Raw genomic sequence first — 22,543 nt, 5'->3', positions numbered from 1 at the left:
TTTGACGTAACCACAAAATAAAAAAACCGAAACTTATGTTTCGGTTTTTTTTGTGGGGAGAGCAGGATTTTGCCATGCAACATCCTATTAGGATTAAATAGGTACAAGAAAAACTAAATCACGGCTAAGTCGCCCTGTTTGTTTTTTTACTTTGAAGTTACTTTCAAAAGCAAGCATTTGACGTAACCACAAAATAAAAAAAACCGAAACATAAGTTTCGGTTTTTCTTGTGGGGAGAGCAGGATTCGAACCTGCGAAGATGTAATCAGCGGATTTACAGTCCGCCCTCGTTGGCCGCTTGAGTATCTCCCCATGGCCTTTAGCGATTGCAAATATAAAAACACTTTTGAGCTTCACAAATAAAATCGGAACTTAATTGTGCAACTTTTTTTAAGCTATTGGTTTTAAAAGCAATAAAAAAATCTCCCTAAGGAGATTTTTGTATGTAATGATCAAAAAGTCTTATTTGGTTCCCAAAAGCGCTTTGATTTTGGCTTTCATTTCCTCATGAGGTAAATCGATTCCAATAATTCTTCCTGAAGAATCTAATAAAAAAGTAGTCGGAATTAATTCAATTCCGTATTGCACTGCAATAGGATCTTCCATTTCCTTTAAGTTTGAAACTTGTGTCCAGGTCAACTTGTCTTTAGCTATAGCGTTTTTCCATTTGTCGGCCTCTTTGTCAAGCGAAACACTAATGATATTGAAACCTTTACTGTGAAACTCGTTAAACAAAGCAACTAATTTCGGATTGGCAGTTCTGCATGGTGGACACCAAGAAGCCCAAAAATCAATTAACGTTACTTTACCTAAACTCTCATTTAAAGAAACCAACTTTCCTTCAGGATTTGGGGCTTTAAAATCGGGTGCAATTTGGTTAAGGCTTATGGCTGACTTATCGCTGGCTTTTTTTTTAAGGCATCAATGTTTTCTTTGATGCTTTTTCCCGGTTTAGTTTTTTTCAAAGATTCATCCAATGAATTGTATAGGCCTTCAATTTCTTTTGGAGTATACTTTGGATTATTCATCATCATTTGTACAATTAATACACTGATAAACGATTTTGGATGTGTTTTTGGGTAAGCAAAAGTGAATTCTTCCATAGTCTTTTGAGCCTCTTTTTGTAGGGGTTCATATTCAGCTCTTAGTCGGTTAGCTATGGCTGTGTCTTTGGTTTTTTCCACTTGTTCAATAAGCGCTTTGTTTTTTACTTCAAAGGCTTTCATTTTCTTTTGCATTCCTTTTTGAAGCTTATTGGATTCTTCATTGAATTTGGTAAACTCTTCATTGCTGTATGTTCCCTTTAGTTTCGATTTGAATAAACTGTCTTTGTCAACTTCTATTGCAATTTCGCCACCTTCAAGTATTAAAGGAAGTTTGCCTTTAACTTTATCAATTTGGATGAAATGAATTTCAGGTTCATCCGATTTTCCTTTAATTTCAAATTTTCCATCTTCTATTTTTACAGTGTCAATAGCCATGTATCCCATACCCATTGGACTTTGTTTCTCCAGGAATATTAAGCCTGTTTTCATGCCTTTAATATTTCCTGTGATGATGTATTCACCTTCAGCCAAGTTATTACAAGCGAATGAAAGAACGGCTACGGCTAGTAAAAGAATTATTTTTTTCATTTTTTTGGTTTAAATTTTTAACGATTGCAAATGTATTTAAATTGCAATAGGATATAGTGAATTTTTTATTTTTTTTCTTTAATTATTTTTTGGTAGACGGACATACAAATTGGGTGCAATTAACTTTGGTTTGCTTTATACCGTTCATCCCTTTTTCCACATTTATCAAATTGTGAATGCCTCTTGATTTTAGTATTGAAGCCATAATCACAGAGCGATAACCTCCGGCACAATGCAAAAAGAAATCGGCTCCTTTTGGAACGCTTTGGAAGCTTTCATTAACGGTGTCTAAAGGAATATTTAAAGCGTTTTCAACATGCTCTGCTTCGTATTCACCGGGTTTTCTGGCATCAACTACTATGCTTTTTGGGGTTAATTGTCCGGAAAATTCCTCAGGTGAAATCGATTTAATACTATCGGTTTCAAAACCGGCTTCTACCCATGCTTCCATACCGCCTTTCAAATAGCCTAATACTTGGTCGAAACCAACACGGGATAATCGGGTTATAGTTTCTTCTTCTCTTCCTGCCGGAATAACCAGCAATAGTTTTTGATTGACATCTTTTAATAAAGAACCAACCCAAGGCGCAAAATTACCTTGAATCCCTATAAAAATCGAGTTGGGAATATGTGCTTTTACGAAATCATTTTCATGACGAACATCTAAAACAACAACATCACCTTGATTGGCAACAGCTTCAAATACCTTTGGCGAAAGACCGATATTACTCTTTTCAATAACTGTATCTAAACTTTCGTAACCTTTAATATTCATCATTACATTTTGAGGAAAATAAGCAGGAGGAAGTCCCAAACCATCTAACAATTCTTTAGTGAATTCTTCCTTATTCATATCGGCTCTTAAAGCGTAATTGGTGCGTTTTTGGTTGCCTAAAGTATCTGTAGTTTCTTTACTCATGTTTTTACCACAAGCACTTCCGGCACCATGACTAGGGTAAACAATCAAATCATCACTTAAAGGCATAATTTTATTTCGAAGCGAATCAAAAAGGTAAGAAGCTAATTTCTCCTGGGTCAATTCTTCTGTTAAGGCTTGTGCCAAATCTGGCCGACCTACATCACCAATAAATAAAGTGTCTCCGGTAATAATGCCGTGTTGTTTTCCATTTTCGTCGGTCAAAAGATAACAGGTACTTTCTAATGTATGTCCCGGTGTATGAAGTACTTTGATGGTATAATGCCCAACTTTAAATTCCTGATTGTCTTCAGCGATTATTGCGTCAAACTCCGGCGCTGCTGTTGGACCATAAACAATTTTGCCACCGCTTTTTTGAGCTAAATCTAAATGTCCCGAAACAAAATCGGCGTGAAAATGGGTTTCAAAAATGTATTTTATTTTAGCATTGTCTTTAGCCGCTTTGTCCAAATAGGGTTTTACTTCACGCAATGGGTCAAAAATAGCCGCTTCACCATTACTTTCAAGATAATAAGCCGCTTGAGCAATACATCCGGTATATATTTGTTCGATTTTCATAGTTGAGAAGATTTATGCAAATTTAAAGATTTGATGTGTAGAAACCATTTGAATTTAGATTACTTTATGAAAATATCTCTTTATAGATAATAAACACAGCCATGGCTAAAATGAAAAAGCCAAATAGCTTTTTGAGTCTTTTTTCATTGATGTATTTTTGAATAAAAAGCCCAATAAAAATACCCATCACGGATAAAGCGGTAAAAGTCAAGAGAAACTCCCAATCTATTACAGTGGTTTGAACATCTCCAAGAAAGCCAATCAACGAATTAATTGTGATGATTAGTAGTGAAGTACCAATGGCTTTTCGGATAGGCAATTTAGCCAATTTCATCAAAGCCGGAATAATTAAAAATCCACCACCGGCGCCAATCAAGCCAATCAATATACCCACCAAAAACAATTGAAGAATTAACCAATATTTGTTTTGAGGTTCGATTTTCACAATTACTTTACTCTCTTTAAGCATTGAAATGGAAGCCAATAGCATCACGACAGCAAAAATCAACATTAAAAAAGTCTCTTTAGTAAGTTGTAACGAACCAAAATAAAATAGGGTGTCAGGAATATTGGGAACTATAAATTTTCGTGACAGATAAACGCCAAGTACGGAAGGTATGGCAAATTGTAAAGCAGTTTTGCTGTCGATTGATCCTTTTTTGAAATTCTGAAAACTTCCGAATGCAGAGGTAGTTCCGACTATAAAAAGGGAATAAGCACTGGCTATTACAAAATTAAAATTGAGCAAGTAAACCAATATCGGAACCGTTAAAATAGAACCTCCGCCACCGGTAATCCCTAAAACGATGCCTATGAATAAGGCGCCAACATATCCTAAAATCTCAAGCATTGTTTGCAATAATAATTAGGGTAAAAATAGTGTATTTATGTTAAAAAATAGCCACAGATTTCATGTAGTAAAATTCTAACGTTAAGCCTTGTATTTTAAAGGTTTTTCTTTAAAAATCATTTCAGTGTTAGTTAAATTATCACAAAAAAATTGAATTGTAGTTTTAATAGATTGCATATCAATAAATTTGACAAAATTTCAATTAATGCTCAAAAAAATAGTCTTCTGTCTGTTGATGGCGTCCTCATCAATAGTACAATCTCAGGTGCTTATCAATGAATTTGATGCTGATACACCAAGTACCAATGACAAACAATTCATCGAACTAAAATCAGAAACACCCAATTTTTCTCTTAATGGTTACGTACTTGTTTTCTTTAACGGAACGGGATCTTTAGCGGATACCAGCTATTTTACGGTAAGTCTGAATGGTCTCACTACCGATGTAAATGGTTTGATTTTGATTGGTAATAATTTAGTAGCACCAGTGCCTGAAAGGATTTTTAGTATTGGTTCTATTCAAAACGGTCCGGATGGTGTTGGTTTATATTTAGGTTCAACAGCTGATTTTCCTGCGGGAACTATTGCCACTACTACCAATTTGATTGATGCATTGGTTCACTCTAATAATGCAACTGCGGTTCCCTCTTTACAAACTTTATTGGGTGAATCTACACAAGAGAATGAGAATATCAATAGTCTTGGGACAACCCAATCCATTCAACGAAAAATTGATGGTACATGGGAAGTAAAGGCACCAACTCCGGGAGCAAATAATGACGGAAGCGGTTTTATTTTTAATGGAATAACTATTACTGCCAATACTGCCAATAAAAATGAAGGCGATAGTTTTTCAATTACTTTTACAACGCAAACTAATGTGACAAGTGATTTGTTATTTTCTTTTACACTGACCAATGGTTCTTTCAATACAAATGATTTTACTGGAAATACCACAGTTTTTATTCCGATAGGTGCTAATTCATTTGCAACTACCATTACATTGGTTGATGATATTGTAGATGAAGGCGATGAAGTACTAAGAATAAAATTTGGTGATTTGCCATTCGGTTACAATCGTAGAAACGATAATCTTGAAATTAGAGTCGTCGACAATGATTTTTCAACTTTACCTTTTGGAACACCGCTGAATCCGACTTATGGAAATGTGACAAGTACAGTGCCGGTTGGTTATTATGCATCTATTGAAGGATTATCCGGAACGGCTTTAAAACAAGGATTACAGGATATAATTGCCAATCCTGCAGCAGTTCGTGCCCATACTTACGGCGATGTTACGGATATATTGAGAGTAGCGGATCAAAATCCACTCAATAGTAATCAGGTTTGGATGATGTATGTTGAATCGCCAAGAGCCAAACTCGATTTTCAAACTTCGTCCAGCAATGTCGGAACATGGAACAGAGAGCATATCTACCCGCAATCTCGTGGTGGATTTGTCAATGCTACCGAAGATACACCTGATGGAATTAATGTTTGGTCGTCTTCCAATGCCGATGATTTGGCAGCCGGTCATGCTGATGCTCATCACATTCGCGCTGAAGACGGACCTGAAAATAGCTCCAGAAGTAACAAAGATTATGGGTTAACCGGGTACAATGGACCAAGCGGAACCCAAGGTTCTTGGAAAGGCGATGTTGCCAGAGCTGTTTTTTACATGGCTATTCGTTACAATGGATTAGACGTTGTAAATGGAGATATTCCTGACACAACTGTAGGGCAATTAGGAGATTTAACCACGTTGTTATCGTGGAATCAAAGTGACCCAAGAGACGATTTTGAAATGAACCGAAATAATTACATCTACACTTGGCAAATGAACCGAAATCCATTTATTGATTATCCGCTTTTAGCCGATTATATTTGGGGCGCCAATGTAGGTCAGGCATGGTTTGCTTCGCTTTCTACTAACGAAAACCAAACGGCGAAGTATGTGATTTATCCCAATCCGGCGAGAGATAGTTTTATCGTTTCCGGATTGAATTCCGAAGCGGCGATTGAACTTTACAACGGTTTAGGAATGAAAGTTTTTGAGCAAAAAGTTACTGGTCAAGCCCCAATTTCTCCCAATGTAAGCTCCGGAATTTATTTGGCCAAAATTACCAGTGATAGCAAAACTGAGGTGAAGAAACTAGTGATTGAATAATTACTTCCCGATACAGAAATTCGCAAAAATATTTCCAAGCAACTCATCGTTAGTGACTTCGCCCGTAATTTCGCCAAAATAATATAAGGCTTGTTTAATGTCAATGGCCATTAAGTCTGAAGATAAATGGGTGTCCATGCCAAAACGCACTTTCTGAATTTCTTCCAAAGCTTTTAACAGCGAATCATAATGACGCGTATTGGTTATTATGGTTTCGTTATTACGCAAAGCACCGGTATTAACGAACGACATTAATTGTTTTTTTAAGTCATCAATGCCTTCTTTGTTTTTGGCGGAAAGATATATAGTTGTCGGTTGACCATTGTCTGTTGTCAGTTGGTGGTTAATGGTTGAAATCATTTCATGAGCAATCAAATCTTTTTTATTGATGATGATTACAATGGGTTTTAAGGGAAACTGATTTCGAATTTTTTCGATTTCAATTTTTACGCCGGTCAAACTCTCAACGGACAACCGAGAACCGTCAACTAATAGCAAAACGACTTGCGCTTGTTCAATTTTCTCAAACGTTTTTTTAATACCAATACTTTCAACCACATCTTTGGTTTCGCGAATTCCGGCGGTATCAATAAATCTAAAACCAATTCCGTCAATGACCAATTCGTCTTCGATAGTGTCACGAGTTGTTCCGGCGATGTCGGAAACAATGGCGCGTTCTTCGTTTAATAAAGCATTTAATAAAGTCGATTTTCCCACATTGGGTTCGCCTACAATCGCAACCGGAATTCCGTTTTTGATTACGTTTCCAACAGCAAAGGAATCAATTAGTCTTTTTAAAACGAATTCGATTCGGTTTAATAAATCTTTAAATTGAGTTCGGTCAGCGAATTCTACATCTTCTTCGGCAAAGTCTAATTCAAGTTCGATGAGTGAAGCAAAATTCAATAACTCTTCCCGTAGTTTCGCAATTTCGTTACTAAAACCACCGCGCATTTGTTGCATGGCAATTTGGTGACTGGCTTCATTATCTGACGAAATCAAATCGGCTACCGCTTCGGCTTGAGACAAATCGAGTTTACCGTTTAAAAATGCGCGTAAAGTAAATTCTCCCGCTTGCGCCATTCGGCAACCTTTCCGAAGTACTAATTGAATGATTTGTTGTTGTATGTAAGTCGAGCCGTGACAAGAAATCTCAATCACATCTTCGCCGGTATAAGAATGCGGATTTTTAAAAATAGAAAGCAACACTTGGTCATACACTTTTCCCTCATCAACTATGTGTCCGAGATGAATTGTATGGGTTTTTTGCTTGCTGATGGCTTTTCCGGAAACCGATTGAAAAACTTGTTCGGCAATGAAAATCGCGGCAGTACCCGAAATTCGGATAACCGCAATGGCACCGGCACCCGAAGGTGAAGCTAAAGCTACAATAGTTTCCTGTGCATTCATTTTTCTCTGTTTGTTGGCAAAGATACTAAAACTAAAACAGCTATCCGGTTATTCTTCTTCGGGTAAATTCATCGCTTTACGCAATAATATTTCAAAAGAAGCATCGCTAGGAAAGGGTAATTCGGCATTGACAAAATTACCGTTCGGATCTATTAAAATAAATCTCGGTATGGAAACGACGGCATAATCTTTTCCAAATGAGTTGGGGTTATCGGCATGCAATTGCAACACCGATTTGGATTTACTCTTCGCAGCTATATACCATTTTTGGATGTTTTCATCGGTACTTAGGGCAACGAATTGGATGTTCTCTTTTTTATATTTCAAGGCAAATTTTTCAAAAAATGGGGACTGTTGTTTACACGGTCCACACCAAGTTGCCCAAACATCCAAAAGGACGTATTTTCCTTTTAAATCAGCCAATGATCCTTTTTTACCATCAATAGTGGTTGCTTCAAAGAGAGGTGCCGGTTTGCCTTTGCCCATACTTTCGACAATATTGTTGATTTGGTTGATTTTTTGTTGGTATCTCTTGTTACTGAATTGGGTAATGTAACGTGACACAAATTCATTTCTTTCCTTACTTGTGGATGCTTCTTCAATGGTTTTGTTCATTTGCCAAAATAGCATTTTGTCCTTAAAAGAACCGGTTTTCATTTTTGTTATGGCTAAAATGGATTTAGTATTGTCGTCAATGTCCTGGTTGTTTTTAGCTATCAGTTGGCTGATTATATAGTCAAAATAGTCCGGACTGCTGAGCAAACTTTCATCGGTTAAGGATAGATTTTTTTGCATTTCGGCTATCATCTTTCCGCCTTTAGTTTCCTCGTTGGGATACAAGGCAGCTCGCTTTTTTAGAAAATCATTCCATAAGTTCAAATAACGCGTGGTGATCAATTTTTGGTTTCTTTCGACATAATCGTTTTTGGGAACATAATTGTCAACGGTTTTGAATTTATTGGAAGTTTCCATACTTTCTTTCCATTCATCATGCAATGCTTCAATTATGATGTTGGGTTTGTCTAAATTGATGTTTTCTTCTAAAAAATAAGAGACCATACTCCAATCCAGCACTGAATTAGTGGCCATTTGATTTTCGGCCAATCTTGTTCCTTTGAGTTTGAATTCAGAGACTTGACCCGATATTTTTCCCTGTAAATAAATGCTGTCTTTTTGACCGAAAAAGACATTACCTCCATATTTCCCGTCGATGACATATGTATAATTATCAGTGATTACCTCGTTGGCAAAAATATGATGAAACGTATTGTTTTTAATGGGAATGACTGCAATGGTGTCTTGAACTGTATTGTCTTTTACATACACGTATTGAAATTGATCTTTACTGTCAATGCTACCGCTAAATACTGTTTTGTCGTAATCGGGCATTTGATTGGGTTTTAACAACCAATAGGTCAATCCACCAAAAACCAGTAGAACGGCAGCCAAACTTATTATTTTTGACATTTTGTTAAAAGTCAGTTTTAGTGTTTTGTGTCGGTACCAATTAAAACCAATATGCAACAATACAATACTGATGGTCAAGCCCACATATTCCGTAAAGGTAAACCAATAGCCCAAGTCACTACCATCCGGATTTACAGCAATTTTAGAAAGGATTTCATAAGGATACCAAACCGGAACCAAATCAAATGGCTTAAGAAATACAGTGAGTAATAATCCGAAAAAGCCAATTATGATTGACCAAATAAAACTCGGAATCAAAACAGAGATGATAAACTGTATGGTTGTAATTAAAAGCGATGCTACAAACAATCGGGAGATAATATGGAAGATTCCGCTGAAAGGGATTTCCATTTGCGCCAATTTAGGTATAGTTAAAATAAATGTCAGTAACCAAGCGCAGAGTAATGACACTAAGACAAAAGAAAGGATTGAAATCAAATTAGCGATTAAGATGATGCCAAACTTCGAAAAATAGATGGAGAATTTAAATGTAGGCTGGGTTTCCATTAATTGCCAACCTCCATTTTTATGGTCTAATTGTGTAATACGACTTACAATAATGATGATTAGTAATGGAAAAAAGAAGTAAGCAAAGGGATTTACTGCTTCATGGATAAATTTCTGGTAAAAATTAAAAGGCAAGGTTGCTTTAATTTCTTCGGTGTTTATAACGATAGAAACTATAAAATATAAGATGGGAGAAATAATCCCCAAAATGGCGCTGGTCCAATAAAAACCGGTACCTCTTTTCTTGATATTTTCGGCTTTTAAAGCGGTGATAAAGTTGACTATATTATTTTTCATCGGTATGATTATCATTAGTTATTGTCATAAACCATTCTTCTAATCCATCCAAGATTTTCACTTCATAAATCGAGGCGTTTTTGGAGATAAGGGTTTTAATAAAATCAGGAATGAGTTCTTTGTTTCCAATGTCTACCGTAAGCTGGTTTTGGGCAACTAAATTCACATTTTGATAGTTGGCTTCCAGTTCGGTTTGCCATTTTTGAGCCTCATCAATCGTAAGCTGAATTTTACACAAACCGGCTGCTTTGGAAAGTTCCTGCATGGTGCCTTCAAAACGCAGTTTGCCTTTACTGATAATGCCAACATGGGTACACATTTTTTCAATTTCGCTAAGCAAATGGCTCGAAACAAATATGGTCACGCCATTTTCTTTGTTGAGTTTGATAAGTAGTTTTCTAATATCAATAATTCCGTTTGGATCCAATCCATTCACGGGTTCGTCGAGCAACAATAATTCAGGTTCGTTTAGTAAAGCCATGGCAATGGCAAGGCGTTGTTTCATTCCTAATGAATATTGCTTGGCTTTGCGTTTTCCATCACGCGATAAATCAACCAGTTTCAAGGTTTCATGAATTTTTTCTTCCGGAATATTTCTAAGTTTGGCAATGTATTTTAAATTGTCAATGCCACTCAAGTGCAAGTACAAAGCAGGTGATTCTACCAAGGAACCAATCTTTGCAAAAACCTTCGGCAATTGTTCTTGCAAGGGTTGGTTAAAAAGTTTGATGGCATTGCCTTGTTCAGGAATGATTCCGGTGAGTAATCTCATGGTAGTTGATTTTCCGGCGCCATTTGGACCTAAAAAACCATAAATAGCCCCTTTCGGAACATTAATAGAAATATCTTCTAAGACTTTTTTATCCTTTGAATATTGGAAATTCAGTGATTCGGTTTGAATTATATAATCGGCCATGATATTTTTTTATTTTAGCTAAAGTAAGTAAAATAACATATTTAATTTAGATAAATGACAAATGAAGTCATGCAATCTTTTGGGAATAAAAAAAACCGCCTTGATTTTGCAATCGAGACGGTTTTCCATAACTATGGTTAGTTTATCTTAGTTGTTTAACATTACCGGCATTACCAACATAGTAACAGTTTCGCCATCGTCTAAGCCATCAATTGGCGTTAGGATTCCGGCTCGGTTTGGCATAGACATTTCCAACATGATTTCGTCTGATTGAAGATTAGTCAACATTTCAGATAAGAATCTGGAGTTGAAACCAATTTGCATATCGTCGCCTTGGTAATCACAAGTCAAACGCTCTTCAGCTTTGTTAGAGTAATCGATATCTTCGGCAGAAATATTCAATTCGGCACCGGCGATTTTCAAGCGAATTTGGTGCGTAGTTTTGTTAGAGAAAATCGCAACACGACGCACAGAGTTCAATAAAAGAACACGGTTAATCATCAATTTATTCGGATTCTCTTTTGGAATTACTGCTTCATAGTTTGGATATTTTCCATCGATTAAGCGACAAGTCAATACATAACTGTCGAAAGAAAAAGTCGCGTTGGAATCGTTATATTCAATTGTTACATCAGATTCTGACGTTCCTAAAATTCCTTTTAAAATGTTCAAAGGTTTTTTTGGCATAATGAAATCCGCTACTTCTGAAGCTTTTACATCAGTACGTGCATATTTCACTAGTTTGTGAGCATCAGTTGCTACGAAAATCAATCCTTCCGGAGAAAATTGAAAAAACACACCGCTCATTACCGGGCGCAAGTCGTCGTTTCCGGCAGCAAAAATGGTTTTGCTGATAGCAGTTGCCAATACTTCTGAAGGAACTACAGTAGAGGATGGATTGTCTAAACTTACCGATTTTGGAAACTCTTCTCCCGGAGCATAGGCAATAGCGTATTTTCCTGAATTGGAACTGATTTCAATCGTACTGTTTTCTTCTACTGTAAATGTCAATGGTTGCTCTGGAAACGTTTTTAGAATGTCTAATAACAATTTTGCCGGAACAGCCACGCTACCTTTGCTGGTTGAATCAATTTCTAAAGTAGCCGACATGGTCGTTTCTAAATCAGAAGCAGAAACAGTTAGGATTTTATGGTCTAATTCGAATAGGAAATTATCTAAAATAGGCAAGGTATTGCTACTGTTGATAACGCTACCTAAAACTTGTAGTTGTTTTAATAAGTATGAACTCGATACTATGAATTTCATCTGGATTTTTTATTTATTTTTTATTGGAAGATGGAATGCCCATCAAATACCATTTTTATGATAAACCTCAATTGAGGCATTTCATTTTGTTTTATTTTTTACAAATATATCTTAAACTAACAGATTTCAAAAAGTTTTTTATTAACATTACTTACTGTATTTTCGCTTGCGCAAAAGGGTAAAGGCTACGCCGAATAACAATAAGATAATGATTGGTACTGCTACAGTTACGACTTGCGAATAGGTGTAGTTGTCAAAGACTTTTTGTTTGTCCAGTATAGGCAAATCTACTTCCTTGCTCCGAATGTTAATAAGTCCGTTGTCGTCTAACAAATAATTGACACAATTCATCATAAACTCTTTGTTGGCATACAAATTATTGGTCCATTTGTCATAACCCAATTCGAGTGGCTGACCGTCTTTATCCAATTGATTTTTGATAATGTCTCCGTCTGAAATCACTATCATTTTATTGGCTTTGCCCAAGTTTTTGAATGTCGCATCTTTAAACGGTAAAACTCGGTTTTCATACATGGAATGAAATTGTCCTTCTAATAAAACTGCTACAGGATAGTTCCCTTTTCCGGCAAACTCTTTTGGTTCAGGGCGAAGGGAAACTACTTCTAAACTCACTTGAGCCGGAGTACCAATCAATCTTGAAACTTTAGACGACTGCAATAAAACAGTTTTTTTGATATCGTTCCCTAAAAGTTCAATCGGACTGGTAAAGTCAAACTTGATGCCATCCAAATTACTTACAATTGGGTTGTTAATCGTGGGATAAACCATTGGCGAATAAAACCAAGGATATTGCGTGTATTGCGTGGCGCTTCCTTGTTCGCCGGTAGCCAAAGCAATTGGGGTATTTTGTAAATCAAAAATCAAGTCGGGACGAATTCTAACACCATATTTGAAGAACATATCGTTCAAACCTAAATCTCTTGGGAAAGCTAAATTGGAACCGGTTTCGTTATACAAACTGTCCATTTCCATATTCACATGATCCACTAACCAAAGTGTTTTTCCGCCATTGATGATGAATTGGTCTAAAACTTGTTTTTCTTCATCAGTGAAAGCTTCTGTGGGTTTGGCAATGACCGCTAAGTCGTATTTGTTAAGGTATTTTAAAGTCTCATTAGGACTTTTGGCTACCGAATCTAAAGTAAATGGTCCGATATAATAATTGTCTCTTACGGATTTGATGAAATCTGCGATGTAACGGTCTTCGATTTCACCATTTCCATTGAGGATAACTACTTTCTTTTGTTTGGCTTTTGAAACCGTATTAATAGCATTGGCGAAAGCATATTCCAGGTGTTGCACTGAGCTCACCACTTTTTCCGCGGTTGAAGCACCCATCATGTTTTTTAGCAAGGGTACTTTTACTGAACGGTCACCACAGGTTGCGACAGCCCATGGAAAAACTACTTCTTGAGTTTGTTGTCCTTTGTTATTGACAGTAACATTTACCGGAGTTAAACCGCGTTCTAAAAAAGATTGGATAGTAGCATCTCTTTGTTCTTCCTCTTCAAGCGGATTAACGAACTGAAAGATAATATTAGGATTTTCGGCTTTGAACTCTTCTAATAATTGTTGGGTTTCCGTTTGCAGTTTTTTGAATTCACCCGGAAATTCTCCTTCTAAGAACACATCAATATAAAGTGGTTCTTTTACTTCGCTTACAATAGTTAAAGAAGTTTCAGAAAGCGTATAACGTTTGTCGGCAGTCAAGTCAAATCGTTTGAAGGCAAAATGACCGGCAAAGTTCAGCACTACCACAAACAATAGGGTTAGGGCTATTTTTTTTAAGTTATTTTTAGACGCACTCATTACGATTTCAAGGATTTTAATTTATACACGGTAAACGATAAAAACAAAAAGGCGACACTCACAAAATACAAGATGTCACGAGTGTCCAAAACCCCGCGAGACATACTTTTGAAATGATAATCCATTCCAATTTTGGCTACGACATCTTCAAAACCTGTAACGTAATTAGAAACGCCTTCAAATCCGAAATAAAATAGAAAGCATAAAAACACCGAAACTAGGAACGCAACAATTTGATTTTCCGAAAGGGTAGAAGTAAAGATGCCAATAGCTGTGTAAGAAGCAACCAAAAATAACAGTCCGAAATACGAACCCATAGTGCTGCCCATATCGATATTGCCTTCAGGCGAGCCTAAACTTGAAATTACGTAAACGTAGACTAGAGTTGGTACTAACGCAATTACAATCAGTAGAAATGAGCCTAAAAACTTGCCGTTGACTATTTGCCAAATCGATAATGGTTTGGTCAGCAAAAGCTCAATAGTACCTTGTTTTTTCTCATCCGAAAAACTGCGCATAGTTACGGCCGGAATAAGGAAAATTAAGATCCATGGGGCTAAAGTGAAAAACGGACTCAAATCGGCAAAACCGCTTTGTAAAATGTTGTATTCTCCATCAAAAACCCAAAGGAACAACCCGTTGAGCAAAAGAAAAATGGCTATCACTAAATAGCCTATGGGTGAACCAAAAAAGGATTTTATTTCTCGTAATGCGATTGATTTCATTATATTTTTTTATTTTTTACTGAATACTAATTACTGTAAACTGACCACTTTATCTACACTCCATGCTTCAGGTTTCTCGTTGAATAATTTTTTGGTAAAGGTCCAAACCTCGTCAAACAAAGCCGAACGCCTGTAATTTTCCAAATCCTCTTCGGTTTCCCAATAACTATAAGTAAAGAAAATACACGGATTGTTTTTGTCTTGATACAACTCCAGAAAGCGATTGCCTTCAGCACTGCGTATCTTTTCTTTGATACTGTCAAAATTTTCCAGAAACGCCGGAATATTTTCTTCGTGAAAGCTCATTTTTACTATTCTAACAAACATTTTATCCTTTTTTACTTGTCTCTAATTCCCTAATTTTTAAAATCTATTATCACTAAATCTCTGTATGTTAATCCTAAAAGGGAACTTGCAGAACCTACTGTATCCGGATTGCTTCGGAAAATAGCTATTTCTAAAAAACCGGCTTCGTTAAAAATCACAAGCTTTTCGCCTTCATAATCTTTCCAAGTATACTTTTCGGATACGACTATATCGGAATATTTTGGCAATATCGTTTTGATGTTTTGACCTTTGAATTTGATTTCATAAGGTCGGCCTTTGCCCATCTCTAAAAATAGTTTCTTCGAGATGTTGGTCACAGCATTCCCTAAATGATCAATATAAATTACATAACCTTTGATTTGATTCTCTTGAACAACGGCTTGTAATTCGGTGACCTCTTTAATAGTTTTTATTTCTTTGCCAATGACATTTAGCAAGCCGCCCTTAGCCAAATGGCATGCGACTTTTACAAAAACATCTAAATCTGTGGCATCATTGGGCAATCGATCGTGTATCGTAATGGTAACTAATTTTTGCGGGACTATCTTTTGAATCAACATACTCAAGATACCATTATCGGCACAAACAAAATATTGGTCGTTCCATTGCATCGCAATATGCTGGTTTTCGGCATTCAACTCTATGTCTACACCAATCAAATGAACAGTTCCTTTAGGGAAACTGCTATAAGCAGCACCAATGATGTAAGCAGCTTCGGCTATATTAAAGGCGTCAATATGATGCGAAATGTCAATAATGGTGGCTTCCGGAAACTCGGATAACAATTTACCTTTTAAAGCGCCTACAAAATGGTCTTTTAATCCGTAATCGGTAGTTAAGGTAATTATTGACATAGATTGTTTATAACTTGGTAGAAATTGGACTCAAAAATAGTAAAACCTATTCTTTTATTTGATTAAATTTGGATACAAAGCTAATAATATATAGCGAATTATTTTAATTTAATACTACTGCTTTTGAACGAACGTATCATTGAATTACACGACATCGCACCTAAAGAATTTTGGGGCGCTCAAGATGCTCATCTTGAAACTATTAAAAGGTACTATCCAAAACTCAAAATTGTCGCTCGTGGTACAACCCTGAAGGCATTTGGCGAAAAAGAAGAACTCGATGAGTTTGAAAATCGCTTTAACCGACTGATGTTGCATTTTACCCGCTATAACAATATTGACGACAATGTCATTGATCGCGTTATACAAAGCAATTCTCAGGACGAACAACGCATGCCTGACAGTGACAAAATTTTGGTGCACGGAATAGGCGGAAAGCTGATTAAGGCCATGACACCAAACCAACAAAAGTTAGTGGATTATGTAGCCAAAAACGACATGGTTTTTGCGGTTGGTCCGGCCGGAACCGGAAAAACCTACACGGGTGTTGCATTGGCAGTAAAAGCATTGAAAGAAAAACAGGTAAAAAGAATTATTCTAACACGTCCTGCTGTTGAAGCTGGTGAAAATCTGGGGTTCTTGCCAGGCGATATGAAAGAAAAACTCGATCCATACATGCAACCTTTGTACGATGCATTACGAGATATGTTACCGCCGCAAACTTTAGAAGATTATTTGCTGAAAGGTATTATTCAAATCGCACCTCTGGCTTTTATGCGTGGTCGAACATTAGACAATGCATTTGTAATCTTGGATGAAGCACAAAATACTACACATTCTCAAATGAAGATGTTCCTTACCCGGATGGGAAAAAATGCCAAGTTCATCATTACCGGTGATCCTGGGCAAGTGGATTTACCACGTCGTACTATATCCGGATTGAAAGAAGCAATTTTGGTGCTGAAAGACATTGAGGGCATCGGAATCATATACTTAGATGATAAAGACATCGTTCGCCATCGATTGGTGAAAAAAGTAATTGATGCTTATAAGAGTATTGAGAACAACGATTACTAATTTACCTAAATTAATATCAAGCCCTATTCCGATGATAGGGTTTGTTGTTTTTTTGAATATCGGTTTGAACTATTTTGTCGAAACCAGTTTTTACAGTCCAAATAGTTAAGCAGTAGAGGTAATTTATAATTAAATACGATTTCGTTGTTCTTTTTTTGATTGCCATCATATACACAGTAATAAAGATGGTCTATTTTTTGGATGTCAAGGTGATGCATGCCAGCATTAAATTCTTTTATGTTTTCTTGTGATTTGAGAAGTAGATGTTTCTCTTTCTTTATAGTATAGAAGTTGTTTCTGAATTGTAATCGATATAAAGAAAGACCAGAACCATATGTTTTATGGGCATTTTGAACCGGTAAGACCAATCCTTTATTATCTGCAAAAAAGCGTCCGCCTGGACGGGATTCAGTGCCTTCCATCACCAAAGGTCTATCATGTAATCTCCAATTTCCATGTAAATTATTAGCTTGATACATGTGCATTTTAAAGTTTTTATCGCTGCCTACTATAATATTTAAAGTGTCAGAAAGATAGATTGTTGGGTCTTTCAATCGTGTATTAGTAATAAGCGTATCGCATATTTTCCAATCAAATGGAAATTTCTCTGTTTTGTAGAGCAAAACATGGTTAGCACCCTGACTCTCAGGAAGCATATAATAGTTTTTTTTATGTTTGAAAACTTGGGGATAGGATAAATGAAAATTTTCTTTTAAAACTGTGCCTCGATATTGGTAATGATGTCCGTCAACTGAAGTAAGTAAGCCAATAACTGCTTTGAAATTATTAATTTTTTTATGCTCAAAGAAGAGGTAAAAAGTGTCTTTTTCTTTAATAAAAAAGGGATCAGCAATAAACTGAGTACTATCAATTTGGCTTTTTAACTCCTCGAAGCTGTAGATTTTATTTTGGTGAAAACTAATTTCTTTCGGATATTCTTTAGAGAACCCGAATCCAATAGACCATGGTCCTCCTGTGTGTTTAAAAAAGGGTACTCGATGATTCAAAATGACAACGATGATTACACCGAGTATCATAAGTGTTAAGAATATTTTTTTTACCACGGTTCAATGCTATGATACTTAATAGTTTGCAATTATATAATTTTTTTTACAAATTTGGTTAAGTTGTTGTCTAACACTTTAAAACAAGTTATTTTTGCAGCACAACAATTTATCCTTGTCTTTTTTAGGATAACAACACAACAATATGAATACAATCACCAATACAAATTTCCAATTTCCGGGGCAAAAATCGGTTTACCGCGGTAAAGTTCGCGAGGTTTACAATATTAACGACGAACTTTTAGTCATGATTGCTACAGATAGACTTTCTGCATTTGATGTCGTAATGCCTAAAGGAATTCCATACAAAGGTCAAATCTTAAACCAAATTGCCACCAAGTTCATGCACTTGACTGCAGACATCGTTCCTAACTGGTTAATTGCAACTCCTGATCCCAACGTAGCTGTCGGACATCTTTGTGAACCTTTCAAAGTTGAAATGGTAATTAGAGGCTATCTTTCCGGTCATGCAGCACGAGAATATGCCGAAGGAAAAAGAACACTTTGTGGCGTAATCATGCCGGAAGGTTTAAAAGAAAACGACAAATTCCCAACTCCAATTATAACACCAACCACTAAAGCTGATAACGGTTCTCATGACGAAGACATTTCGCGTGAAGCTATTTTAGAAAAAGGCATCGTTTCCGAAGCGGATTATTTGGTATTAGAAAAATACACCAGAGCTTTGTACCAACGCGGAACAGAAATCGCAGCCGGTCGCGGATTGATTTTGGTAGACACCAAATATGAATTCGGTAAAACTAAAGATGGTGTAATTGTTTTAATTGACGAAATTCACACACCGGATTCTTCGCGTTACTTCTACGCCGATGGTTATCAGGAAAGACAAGATAACAACGAAGAGCAAAAACAATTGTCAAAAGAATTTGTGCGTCGTTGGTTAATCGAAAATGGTTTCCAAGGCAAAGAAGGACAACAAATTCCAGATATGACTGAAGCATATATCGAAACGGTTTCGGAACGTTATATAGAATTGTACGAAAATATTCTTGGAGAAAAATTTGTCAAAGCTGATATCTCTAACATTAATGAACGAATAGAAAAAAACGTAGTTAACTTTTTGAAATCGTAAAGTAAGAGTAAACATAAGATGATGAACCACGTTTAGGCGTGGTTTTTTTGTGCCTAATGTTAAAATTTTGTTATACTTAACTATTTGATGCAACGAAAATTAGGGTTACGACGTCTTACTGACAATCAATAACTTTTAAATCATTCATCATGAAGAAAACAATCTTTTTCGCAGGCTTAGCTCTAGTAGCTTTTACCAATGTTGCTTTGGCAACCAACGTTTCAACAACGTCTCAACCAACTGAAGTTATACTATATGATGTTACGCCTCTTTGTAACGCTATCGTTAAAGGAGATTTGGCTACCGTTAAAAAATTTATCGAGTATGGTTCCGATGTAAACGAATCAACAAACGGAACGACTCCATTAATGTTAGCCGCTCGTTACAATAATGTGGAAATCATTAAAGTATTATTAGATAAAGGTGCAAAAATAGAGGCCAAAGATGAGAAAGGATTCACGGCCTTAAAGTATGCTGAGCTCTCAAATGCCAATGAAGCAGTTGCTTTGTTGAAACAAGTCTAACCAATTTAAACAAAGCGTCGTTTACTGTAAGAACGGCGCTTTATTCTGTAAATCATTCAGTTAGGGTATTTTAAAAGTTAAAATTATGTTAAATTTAAGTACTATGTAATACAAGATACCTTTTTTTAGCCATATATTTGCATAGGATATTAATAGTAGTATCAAAATCATCATCAAAAAGAATCATCATCAAAAAAAAATCAATCATGAAAACAACAATCATTTTTTTAGGATTAGCTGCTTTAAGTTTTACTAATAGTAATGCAGCAAACGAATTAAACGCACAAGATTTAGTTCAACAGGATTTAACTACAGTAAGTGTAGACAACACTCAAAAACAAAGTCAGCTGACTTTGGTAAAAAACGAAATTTCAAAATTTACCATTGAAAATTCAGGAGAAGAGGCAACTATTTTTAATCCGGCTTCCGTAATTAAATCAACTTACAACAAAACATTAGAGGAAGTAATAGCCGAAAACAAATTGGTTACCGATACTTGCGAGGATGTTTATCAGCCTATTGCATTAGAAATGTCTGTTGAAGACAAAATTGCTGAAAGAAATCAAATTGTGGAAAGCAATGTGGATAATGAGTATTATCCTTTGGATTTTGAAAAAATTAATTGCTTACTAAAAATTAATAAATCCAGTAACAATAATATGGGTATTACTACAGATTTAAAATTATAAGTTTAGGTTAATAATTTTCAGCATTGTAAAACAAAAAAGCATCCTTTTCGGGATGCTTTTTTATTAGTTATTATTTAAAGTAGGAGAAAGAATCGTTGTTTTCTATTTTTAATAAACTCTCATAAATCAATTTAATTACATTTTCCACATCTTCACGATGAACCATTTCTACAGTAGTATGCATATAGCGCAACGGAAGCGAAATCAATGCCGATGGCACGCCACCATTACTATAAGCAAAAGCATCAGTGTCTGTTCCGGTTACTCGCGAAGTCGCATGACGTTGAAAAGGAATCTTCTGGTCTTGAGCGGTATTGACAATCAAATCTCTTAAAGTATTATGAACTGCCGGTGCATAAGCAATAACCGGACCTTTACCCATTTCTAAATCGCCTTCGATTTTCTTATCAATCATTGGTGTGCTGGTGTCGTGACAAACATCGGTAACTATAGCTACATTAGGATTGATGGTCTTAGTAATCATTTCGGCACCTCTTAAACCAACTTCCTCCTGAACAGAATTAGTAATATACAATCCAAAGGGTAATTTCTTTTTATTCTCCTTTAATAAGCGAGCTACTTCCGCAATCATAAATCCACCCATTCTATTGTCAATCGCACGGCAAACGAATTTATTGCCGTTCAAAATCATAAATTCATCCGGATAGGTAATCACGCAACCAACATGTACTCCCAATGCTTCAACTTCTTTCTTTGTTGAACAGCCACAGTCTATAAATATATTGTGTAAAGTAGCCGATTCTTCTTTACCGCGATTTCTCGTGTGAATCGCCGGCCAACCAAAAACACCTTTTACTATTCCTTTATTGGTATGTATGTTTACTCTCTTGGAAGGCGCAATTTGATGATCGGAACCACCATTTCGTATTACATATATCAGGCCGTTATCAGTAATATAATTAACGTACCAAGAAATCTCATCCGAATGACCTTCGATAACTACTTTATAAGGCGCGTCCGGATTTATAATCCCAACAGCCGAACCATAAGTATCCGTGATAAAAGTGTCTACATAAGGTTTTAAATAATCCATCCAAAGCTTTTGTCCGTTCGATTCATAACCGGTCGGAGAAGCATTATTTAAATAGTTTTCTAAAAATGTTAGTGATGATTTTGTAAGTATAGATTTTGTTGCCATAATTTTTTTTTGCTAAAATATAAATTTGGCATTACAGTTGTTAAGGATATTCTATATTTTTACCCTAATTTTTATTAGCTATGAAGAAGTTGCTTTTATTCGTTTTTGTATTGTTTGTGGCATCAGTTGCGAATGCCCAAATCACAACAGATTCTATTCAAAAAAAAGAGGTAGTAACTGACGAAAATGACACGATAGTCAAAGATCCTATTTTGTTAGAGGAAGTCGTTGTCTATAAAAACAAATTAACACCGGCTGAGAAGAAAGAATTTCTATTACTTCAAAATAGAGTATATAAGGTGTATCCATTCGCTAAAGCAGCTGCAGACAGGTTGACCATTCTAAATAGAAACATGGATAAAATGAAAACCAACAAGGAGAAAAAGAAATATTTCAAAATTGTTGAAGATTACATGGAAAACGAATTCACAGCACAATTAAAAAAACTCTCCAGAAAGCAAGGCCAAATTTTAGTCAAACTCATTCACCGACAAACCGGTTATACTACTTTCGAACTGATTAAAGATTACAAAAGTGGTTGGAAGGCCTTTTGGTCTAATAATACAGCCCGACTTTTCGATATCAATCTTAAAACAAAATACCAACCTTACGAAGTCAATGAAGACTTTTTAATCGAATCCATACTCGATAGAGCTTTCATCAGAGGTAGACTCATGCCACAAAAATCAGCAACTCCTGTTGATATTGACGAGCTTACAGACTATTGGGAGAAAAAAGCGTCAAAAAAATAGTTTTTGAAGCAAAGGGTTAGGGTTGTGTCAGTAATCCATATTCCCGCTTTTCGCTTTACACGGTGCCACTACAATCGGGGCTAACTAGGATTTGTATTGAATACTTTTAAACTATCAAAAAAACTTTCACCTGCAAAAACCGTAGAACCAACGAGTTGCAAAAAACATCCAAAAAAGAGTTGAAAAACACTTGCAAATGCCAAAAAGAGTATTACTTTTGCACCCGCATTAGAGCAGAGTTCTTTACTTTTTTGGATTAAGATTTCACAAAATCAAAAGAAAATTTGTGTAGCTAAATAAAACCATTTATCTTAGCAACCCTGATTTTCTGAAAACCAAGCAGAAAGAAAATAAATTTAAAATTATTTTCAAAAAAGCTTGTTATAAAGAAAAAGATGATTACTTTTGCACCCGCTTTGAGAATGAAAGCGATATTAAAA

Annotated in this window: 20 protein-coding genes and 1 tRNA gene; 6 read left to right on the top strand and 15 right to left on the bottom strand. The window is 35.9% G+C overall.

The features are described 5' to 3' along the window. Window positions 1-230 precede the first annotated feature (230 nt). The 5 genes from ICG50_RS10685 to ICG50_RS10665 all read right to left on the bottom strand — a co-directional run bounded on the left by ICG50_RS10685 (window position 231) and on the right by ICG50_RS10665 (window position 3,979). Window positions 231-312, bottom strand: a tRNA-Tyr gene (locus tag ICG50_RS10685). Between the two features lie 150 nt (window positions 313-462). Further along, the gene (locus ICG50_RS10680; protein ID WP_341432466.1) at window positions 463-873 is read right to left on the bottom strand and encodes a peroxiredoxin family protein; all 411 of its coding nucleotides are present in this window, start codon (window positions 871-873) and stop codon (window positions 463-465) included. A gap of 11 nt (window positions 874-884) precedes the next feature. Beyond that, the gene (locus ICG50_RS10675) at window positions 885-1,634 is read right to left on the bottom strand and encodes a DUF4369 domain-containing protein (protein WP_187660910.1); all 750 of its coding nucleotides are present in this window, start codon (window positions 1,632-1,634) and stop codon (window positions 885-887) included. Window positions 1,635-1,716: 82 nt separating this feature from the next. Next, entirely contained in the window at window positions 1,717-3,129 is a 1,413-nt protein-coding gene (locus ICG50_RS10670) for an MBL fold metallo-hydrolase (protein ID WP_187660909.1), read from the bottom strand. A gap of 64 nt (window positions 3,130-3,193) precedes the next feature. Beyond that, window positions 3,194-3,979, bottom strand: coding sequence for a sulfite exporter TauE/SafE family protein (locus ICG50_RS10665; protein WP_187660908.1), 786 nt, complete (start codon window positions 3,977-3,979; stop codon window positions 3,194-3,196). A 205-nt stretch (window positions 3,980-4,184) separates the two neighbouring features. On the opposite strand from ICG50_RS10665, the gene ICG50_RS10660 reads away from it, so the two are divergent. Beyond that, the gene (locus ICG50_RS10660; RefSeq protein WP_187660907.1) at window positions 4,185-6,146 is read left to right on the top strand and encodes an endonuclease; all 1,962 of its coding nucleotides are present in this window, start codon (window positions 4,185-4,187) and stop codon (window positions 6,144-6,146) included. Here the strand turns inward: ICG50_RS10660 and mnmE are convergent, their stop codons facing one another. The 8 genes from mnmE to ICG50_RS10620 all read right to left on the bottom strand — a co-directional run bounded on the left by mnmE (window position 6,147) and on the right by ICG50_RS10620 (window position 15,745). Beyond that, a complete protein-coding gene (mnmE, locus tag ICG50_RS10655) occupies window positions 6,147-7,556 on the bottom strand; it encodes a tRNA uridine-5-carboxymethylaminomethyl(34) synthesis GTPase MnmE (protein WP_187660906.1) in 1,410 nt (469 codons plus the stop codon). Window positions 7,557-7,604: 48 nt separating this feature from the next. Then, window positions 7,605-9,827, bottom strand: coding sequence for a redoxin family protein (locus ICG50_RS10650; protein ID WP_187660905.1), 2,223 nt, complete (start codon window positions 9,825-9,827; stop codon window positions 7,605-7,607). Next, window positions 9,817-10,743, bottom strand: coding sequence for an ABC transporter ATP-binding protein (locus ICG50_RS10645; protein ID WP_187660904.1), 927 nt, complete (start codon window positions 10,741-10,743; stop codon window positions 9,817-9,819). The genes ICG50_RS10650 and ICG50_RS10645 overlap by 11 nt, the downstream gene beginning before the upstream one ends. A 147-nt stretch (window positions 10,744-10,890) precedes the next feature. Next, a complete protein-coding gene (gene dnaN, locus ICG50_RS10640; RefSeq protein ID WP_187660903.1) occupies window positions 10,891-12,009 on the bottom strand; it encodes a DNA polymerase III subunit beta in 1,119 nt (372 codons plus the stop codon). Window positions 12,010-12,156: 147 nt separating this feature from the next. Continuing rightward, window positions 12,157-13,839, bottom strand: a complete 1,683-nt coding sequence (gene gldG / locus ICG50_RS10635; RefSeq protein ID WP_187660902.1) for a gliding motility-associated ABC transporter substrate-binding protein GldG — start codon at window positions 13,837-13,839, stop codon at window positions 12,157-12,159. Continuing rightward, entirely contained in the window at window positions 13,839-14,564 is a 726-nt protein-coding gene (gene gldF / locus ICG50_RS10630; protein ID WP_187660901.1) for a gliding motility-associated ABC transporter permease subunit GldF, read from the bottom strand. Before gldF ends, gldG begins: the two co-directional genes overlap by 1 nt. Before the next feature lie 30 nt (window positions 14,565-14,594). Further along, window positions 14,595-14,891, bottom strand: coding sequence for a putative quinol monooxygenase (locus ICG50_RS10625; RefSeq protein WP_187660900.1), 297 nt, complete (start codon window positions 14,889-14,891; stop codon window positions 14,595-14,597). A 29-nt stretch (window positions 14,892-14,920) separates the two neighbouring features. Then, on the bottom strand, window positions 14,921-15,745 hold the full coding sequence (locus tag ICG50_RS10620; RefSeq protein WP_187660899.1) for an SAM hydrolase/SAM-dependent halogenase family protein: 825 nt from the start codon (window positions 15,743-15,745) through the stop codon (window positions 14,921-14,923). A 123-nt stretch (window positions 15,746-15,868) separates the two neighbouring features. On the opposite strand from ICG50_RS10620, the gene ICG50_RS10615 reads away from it, so the two are divergent. Continuing rightward, window positions 15,869-16,822 carry a PhoH family protein gene (locus tag ICG50_RS10615; RefSeq protein WP_187660898.1) on the top strand — a complete coding sequence of 318 codons (954 nt, stop codon included), beginning with the start codon at window positions 15,869-15,871 and terminating at the stop codon, window positions 16,820-16,822. Window positions 16,823-16,845: 23 nt separating this feature from the next. Here the strand turns inward: ICG50_RS10615 and ICG50_RS10610 are convergent, their stop codons facing one another. After that, window positions 16,846-17,859 carry a glucosamine inositolphosphorylceramide transferase family protein gene (locus ICG50_RS10610; RefSeq protein ID WP_187660897.1) on the bottom strand — a complete coding sequence of 338 codons (1,014 nt, stop codon included), beginning with the start codon at window positions 17,857-17,859 and terminating at the stop codon, window positions 16,846-16,848. 172 nt (window positions 17,860-18,031) lie between these two features. On the opposite strand from ICG50_RS10610, the gene ICG50_RS10605 reads away from it, so the two are divergent. The 3 genes from ICG50_RS10605 to ICG50_RS10595 all read left to right on the top strand — a co-directional run bounded on the left by ICG50_RS10605 (window position 18,032) and on the right by ICG50_RS10595 (window position 20,192). Next, a complete protein-coding gene (locus ICG50_RS10605) occupies window positions 18,032-18,979 on the top strand; it encodes a phosphoribosylaminoimidazolesuccinocarboxamide synthase (RefSeq protein ID WP_187660896.1) in 948 nt (315 codons plus the stop codon). 149 nt (window positions 18,980-19,128) lie between these two features. Further along, window positions 19,129-19,503: an ankyrin repeat domain-containing protein gene (locus ICG50_RS10600; RefSeq protein WP_187660895.1), complete on the top strand. Its 375-nt coding sequence runs from the start codon at window positions 19,129-19,131 to the stop codon at window positions 19,501-19,503. Window positions 19,504-19,709: 206 nt separating this feature from the next. Then, on the top strand, window positions 19,710-20,192 hold the full coding sequence (locus tag ICG50_RS10595; RefSeq protein ID WP_187660894.1) for a hypothetical protein: 483 nt from the start codon (window positions 19,710-19,712) through the stop codon (window positions 20,190-20,192). Window positions 20,193-20,262: 70 nt separating this feature from the next. Here the strand turns inward: ICG50_RS10595 and ICG50_RS10590 are convergent, their stop codons facing one another. Beyond that, window positions 20,263-21,351: a M42 family metallopeptidase gene (locus tag ICG50_RS10590; protein WP_187660893.1), complete on the bottom strand. Its 1,089-nt coding sequence runs from the start codon at window positions 21,349-21,351 to the stop codon at window positions 20,263-20,265. A gap of 80 nt (window positions 21,352-21,431) precedes the next feature. On the opposite strand from ICG50_RS10590, the gene ICG50_RS10585 reads away from it, so the two are divergent. After that, on the top strand, window positions 21,432-22,103 hold the full coding sequence (locus ICG50_RS10585) for a DUF4294 domain-containing protein (RefSeq protein WP_187660892.1): 672 nt from the start codon (window positions 21,432-21,434) through the stop codon (window positions 22,101-22,103). Window positions 22,104-22,543 lie beyond the last annotated feature (440 nt).

It is taken from the genome of Flavobacterium buctense, assembly GCF_014486695.1.
In the GTDB taxonomy this organism is placed as follows: domain Bacteria; phylum Bacteroidota; class Bacteroidia; order Flavobacteriales; family Flavobacteriaceae; genus Flavobacterium; species Flavobacterium buctense.
This window is presented reverse-complemented; position numbering and strand designations above follow the sequence as displayed.

Bases quoted from the DNA above. Each gene is read 5' to 3' on its own strand.
- ICG50_RS10670 (WP_187660909.1), bottom strand. From the start codon at position 3,129: ATGAAAATCGAACAAATATATACCGGATGTATTGCTCAAGCGGCTTAT.
- gldF (WP_187660901.1), bottom strand. From the start codon at position 14,564: ATGAAATCAATCGCATTACGAGAAATAAAATCCTTTTTTGGTTCACCC.
- ICG50_RS10675 (WP_187660910.1), bottom strand. From the start codon at position 1,634: ATGAAAAAAATAATTCTTTTACTAGCCGTAGCCGTTCTTTCATTCGCT.
- ICG50_RS10590 (WP_187660893.1), bottom strand. From the start codon at position 21,351: ATGGCAACAAAATCTATACTTACAAAATCATCACTAACATTTTTAGAA.
- ICG50_RS10660 (WP_187660907.1), top strand. From the start codon at position 4,185: ATGCTCAAAAAAATAGTCTTCTGTCTGTTGATGGCGTCCTCATCAATA.
- dnaN (WP_187660903.1), bottom strand. From the start codon at position 12,009: ATGAAATTCATAGTATCGAGTTCATACTTATTAAAACAACTACAAGTT.
- ICG50_RS10585 (WP_187660892.1), top strand. From the start codon at position 21,432: ATGAAGAAGTTGCTTTTATTCGTTTTTGTATTGTTTGTGGCATCAGTT.
- ICG50_RS10625 (WP_187660900.1), bottom strand. From the start codon at position 14,891: ATGTTTGTTAGAATAGTAAAAATGAGCTTTCACGAAGAAAATATTCCG.
- ICG50_RS10665 (WP_187660908.1), bottom strand. From the start codon at position 3,979: ATGCTTGAGATTTTAGGATATGTTGGCGCCTTATTCATAGGCATCGTT.
- mnmE (WP_187660906.1), bottom strand. From the start codon at position 7,556: ATGAATGCACAGGAAACTATTGTAGCTTTAGCTTCACCTTCGGGTGCC.
- ICG50_RS10595 (WP_187660894.1), top strand. From the start codon at position 19,710: ATGAAAACAACAATCATTTTTTTAGGATTAGCTGCTTTAAGTTTTACT.
- ICG50_RS10610 (WP_187660897.1), bottom strand. From the start codon at position 17,859: ATGATACTCGGTGTAATCATCGTTGTCATTTTGAATCATCGAGTACCC.
- ICG50_RS10645 (WP_187660904.1), bottom strand. From the start codon at position 10,743: ATGGCCGATTATATAATTCAAACCGAATCACTGAATTTCCAATATTCA.
- ICG50_RS10620 (WP_187660899.1), bottom strand. From the start codon at position 15,745: ATGTCAATAATTACCTTAACTACCGATTACGGATTAAAAGACCATTTT.
- ICG50_RS10600 (WP_187660895.1), top strand. From the start codon at position 19,129: ATGAAGAAAACAATCTTTTTCGCAGGCTTAGCTCTAGTAGCTTTTACC.
- ICG50_RS10650 (WP_187660905.1), bottom strand. From the start codon at position 9,827: ATGAAAAATAATATAGTCAACTTTATCACCGCTTTAAAAGCCGAAAAT.
- ICG50_RS10605 (WP_187660896.1), top strand. From the start codon at position 18,032: ATGAATACAATCACCAATACAAATTTCCAATTTCCGGGGCAAAAATCG.
- gldG (WP_187660902.1), bottom strand. From the start codon at position 13,839: ATGAGTGCGTCTAAAAATAACTTAAAAAAAATAGCCCTAACCCTATTG.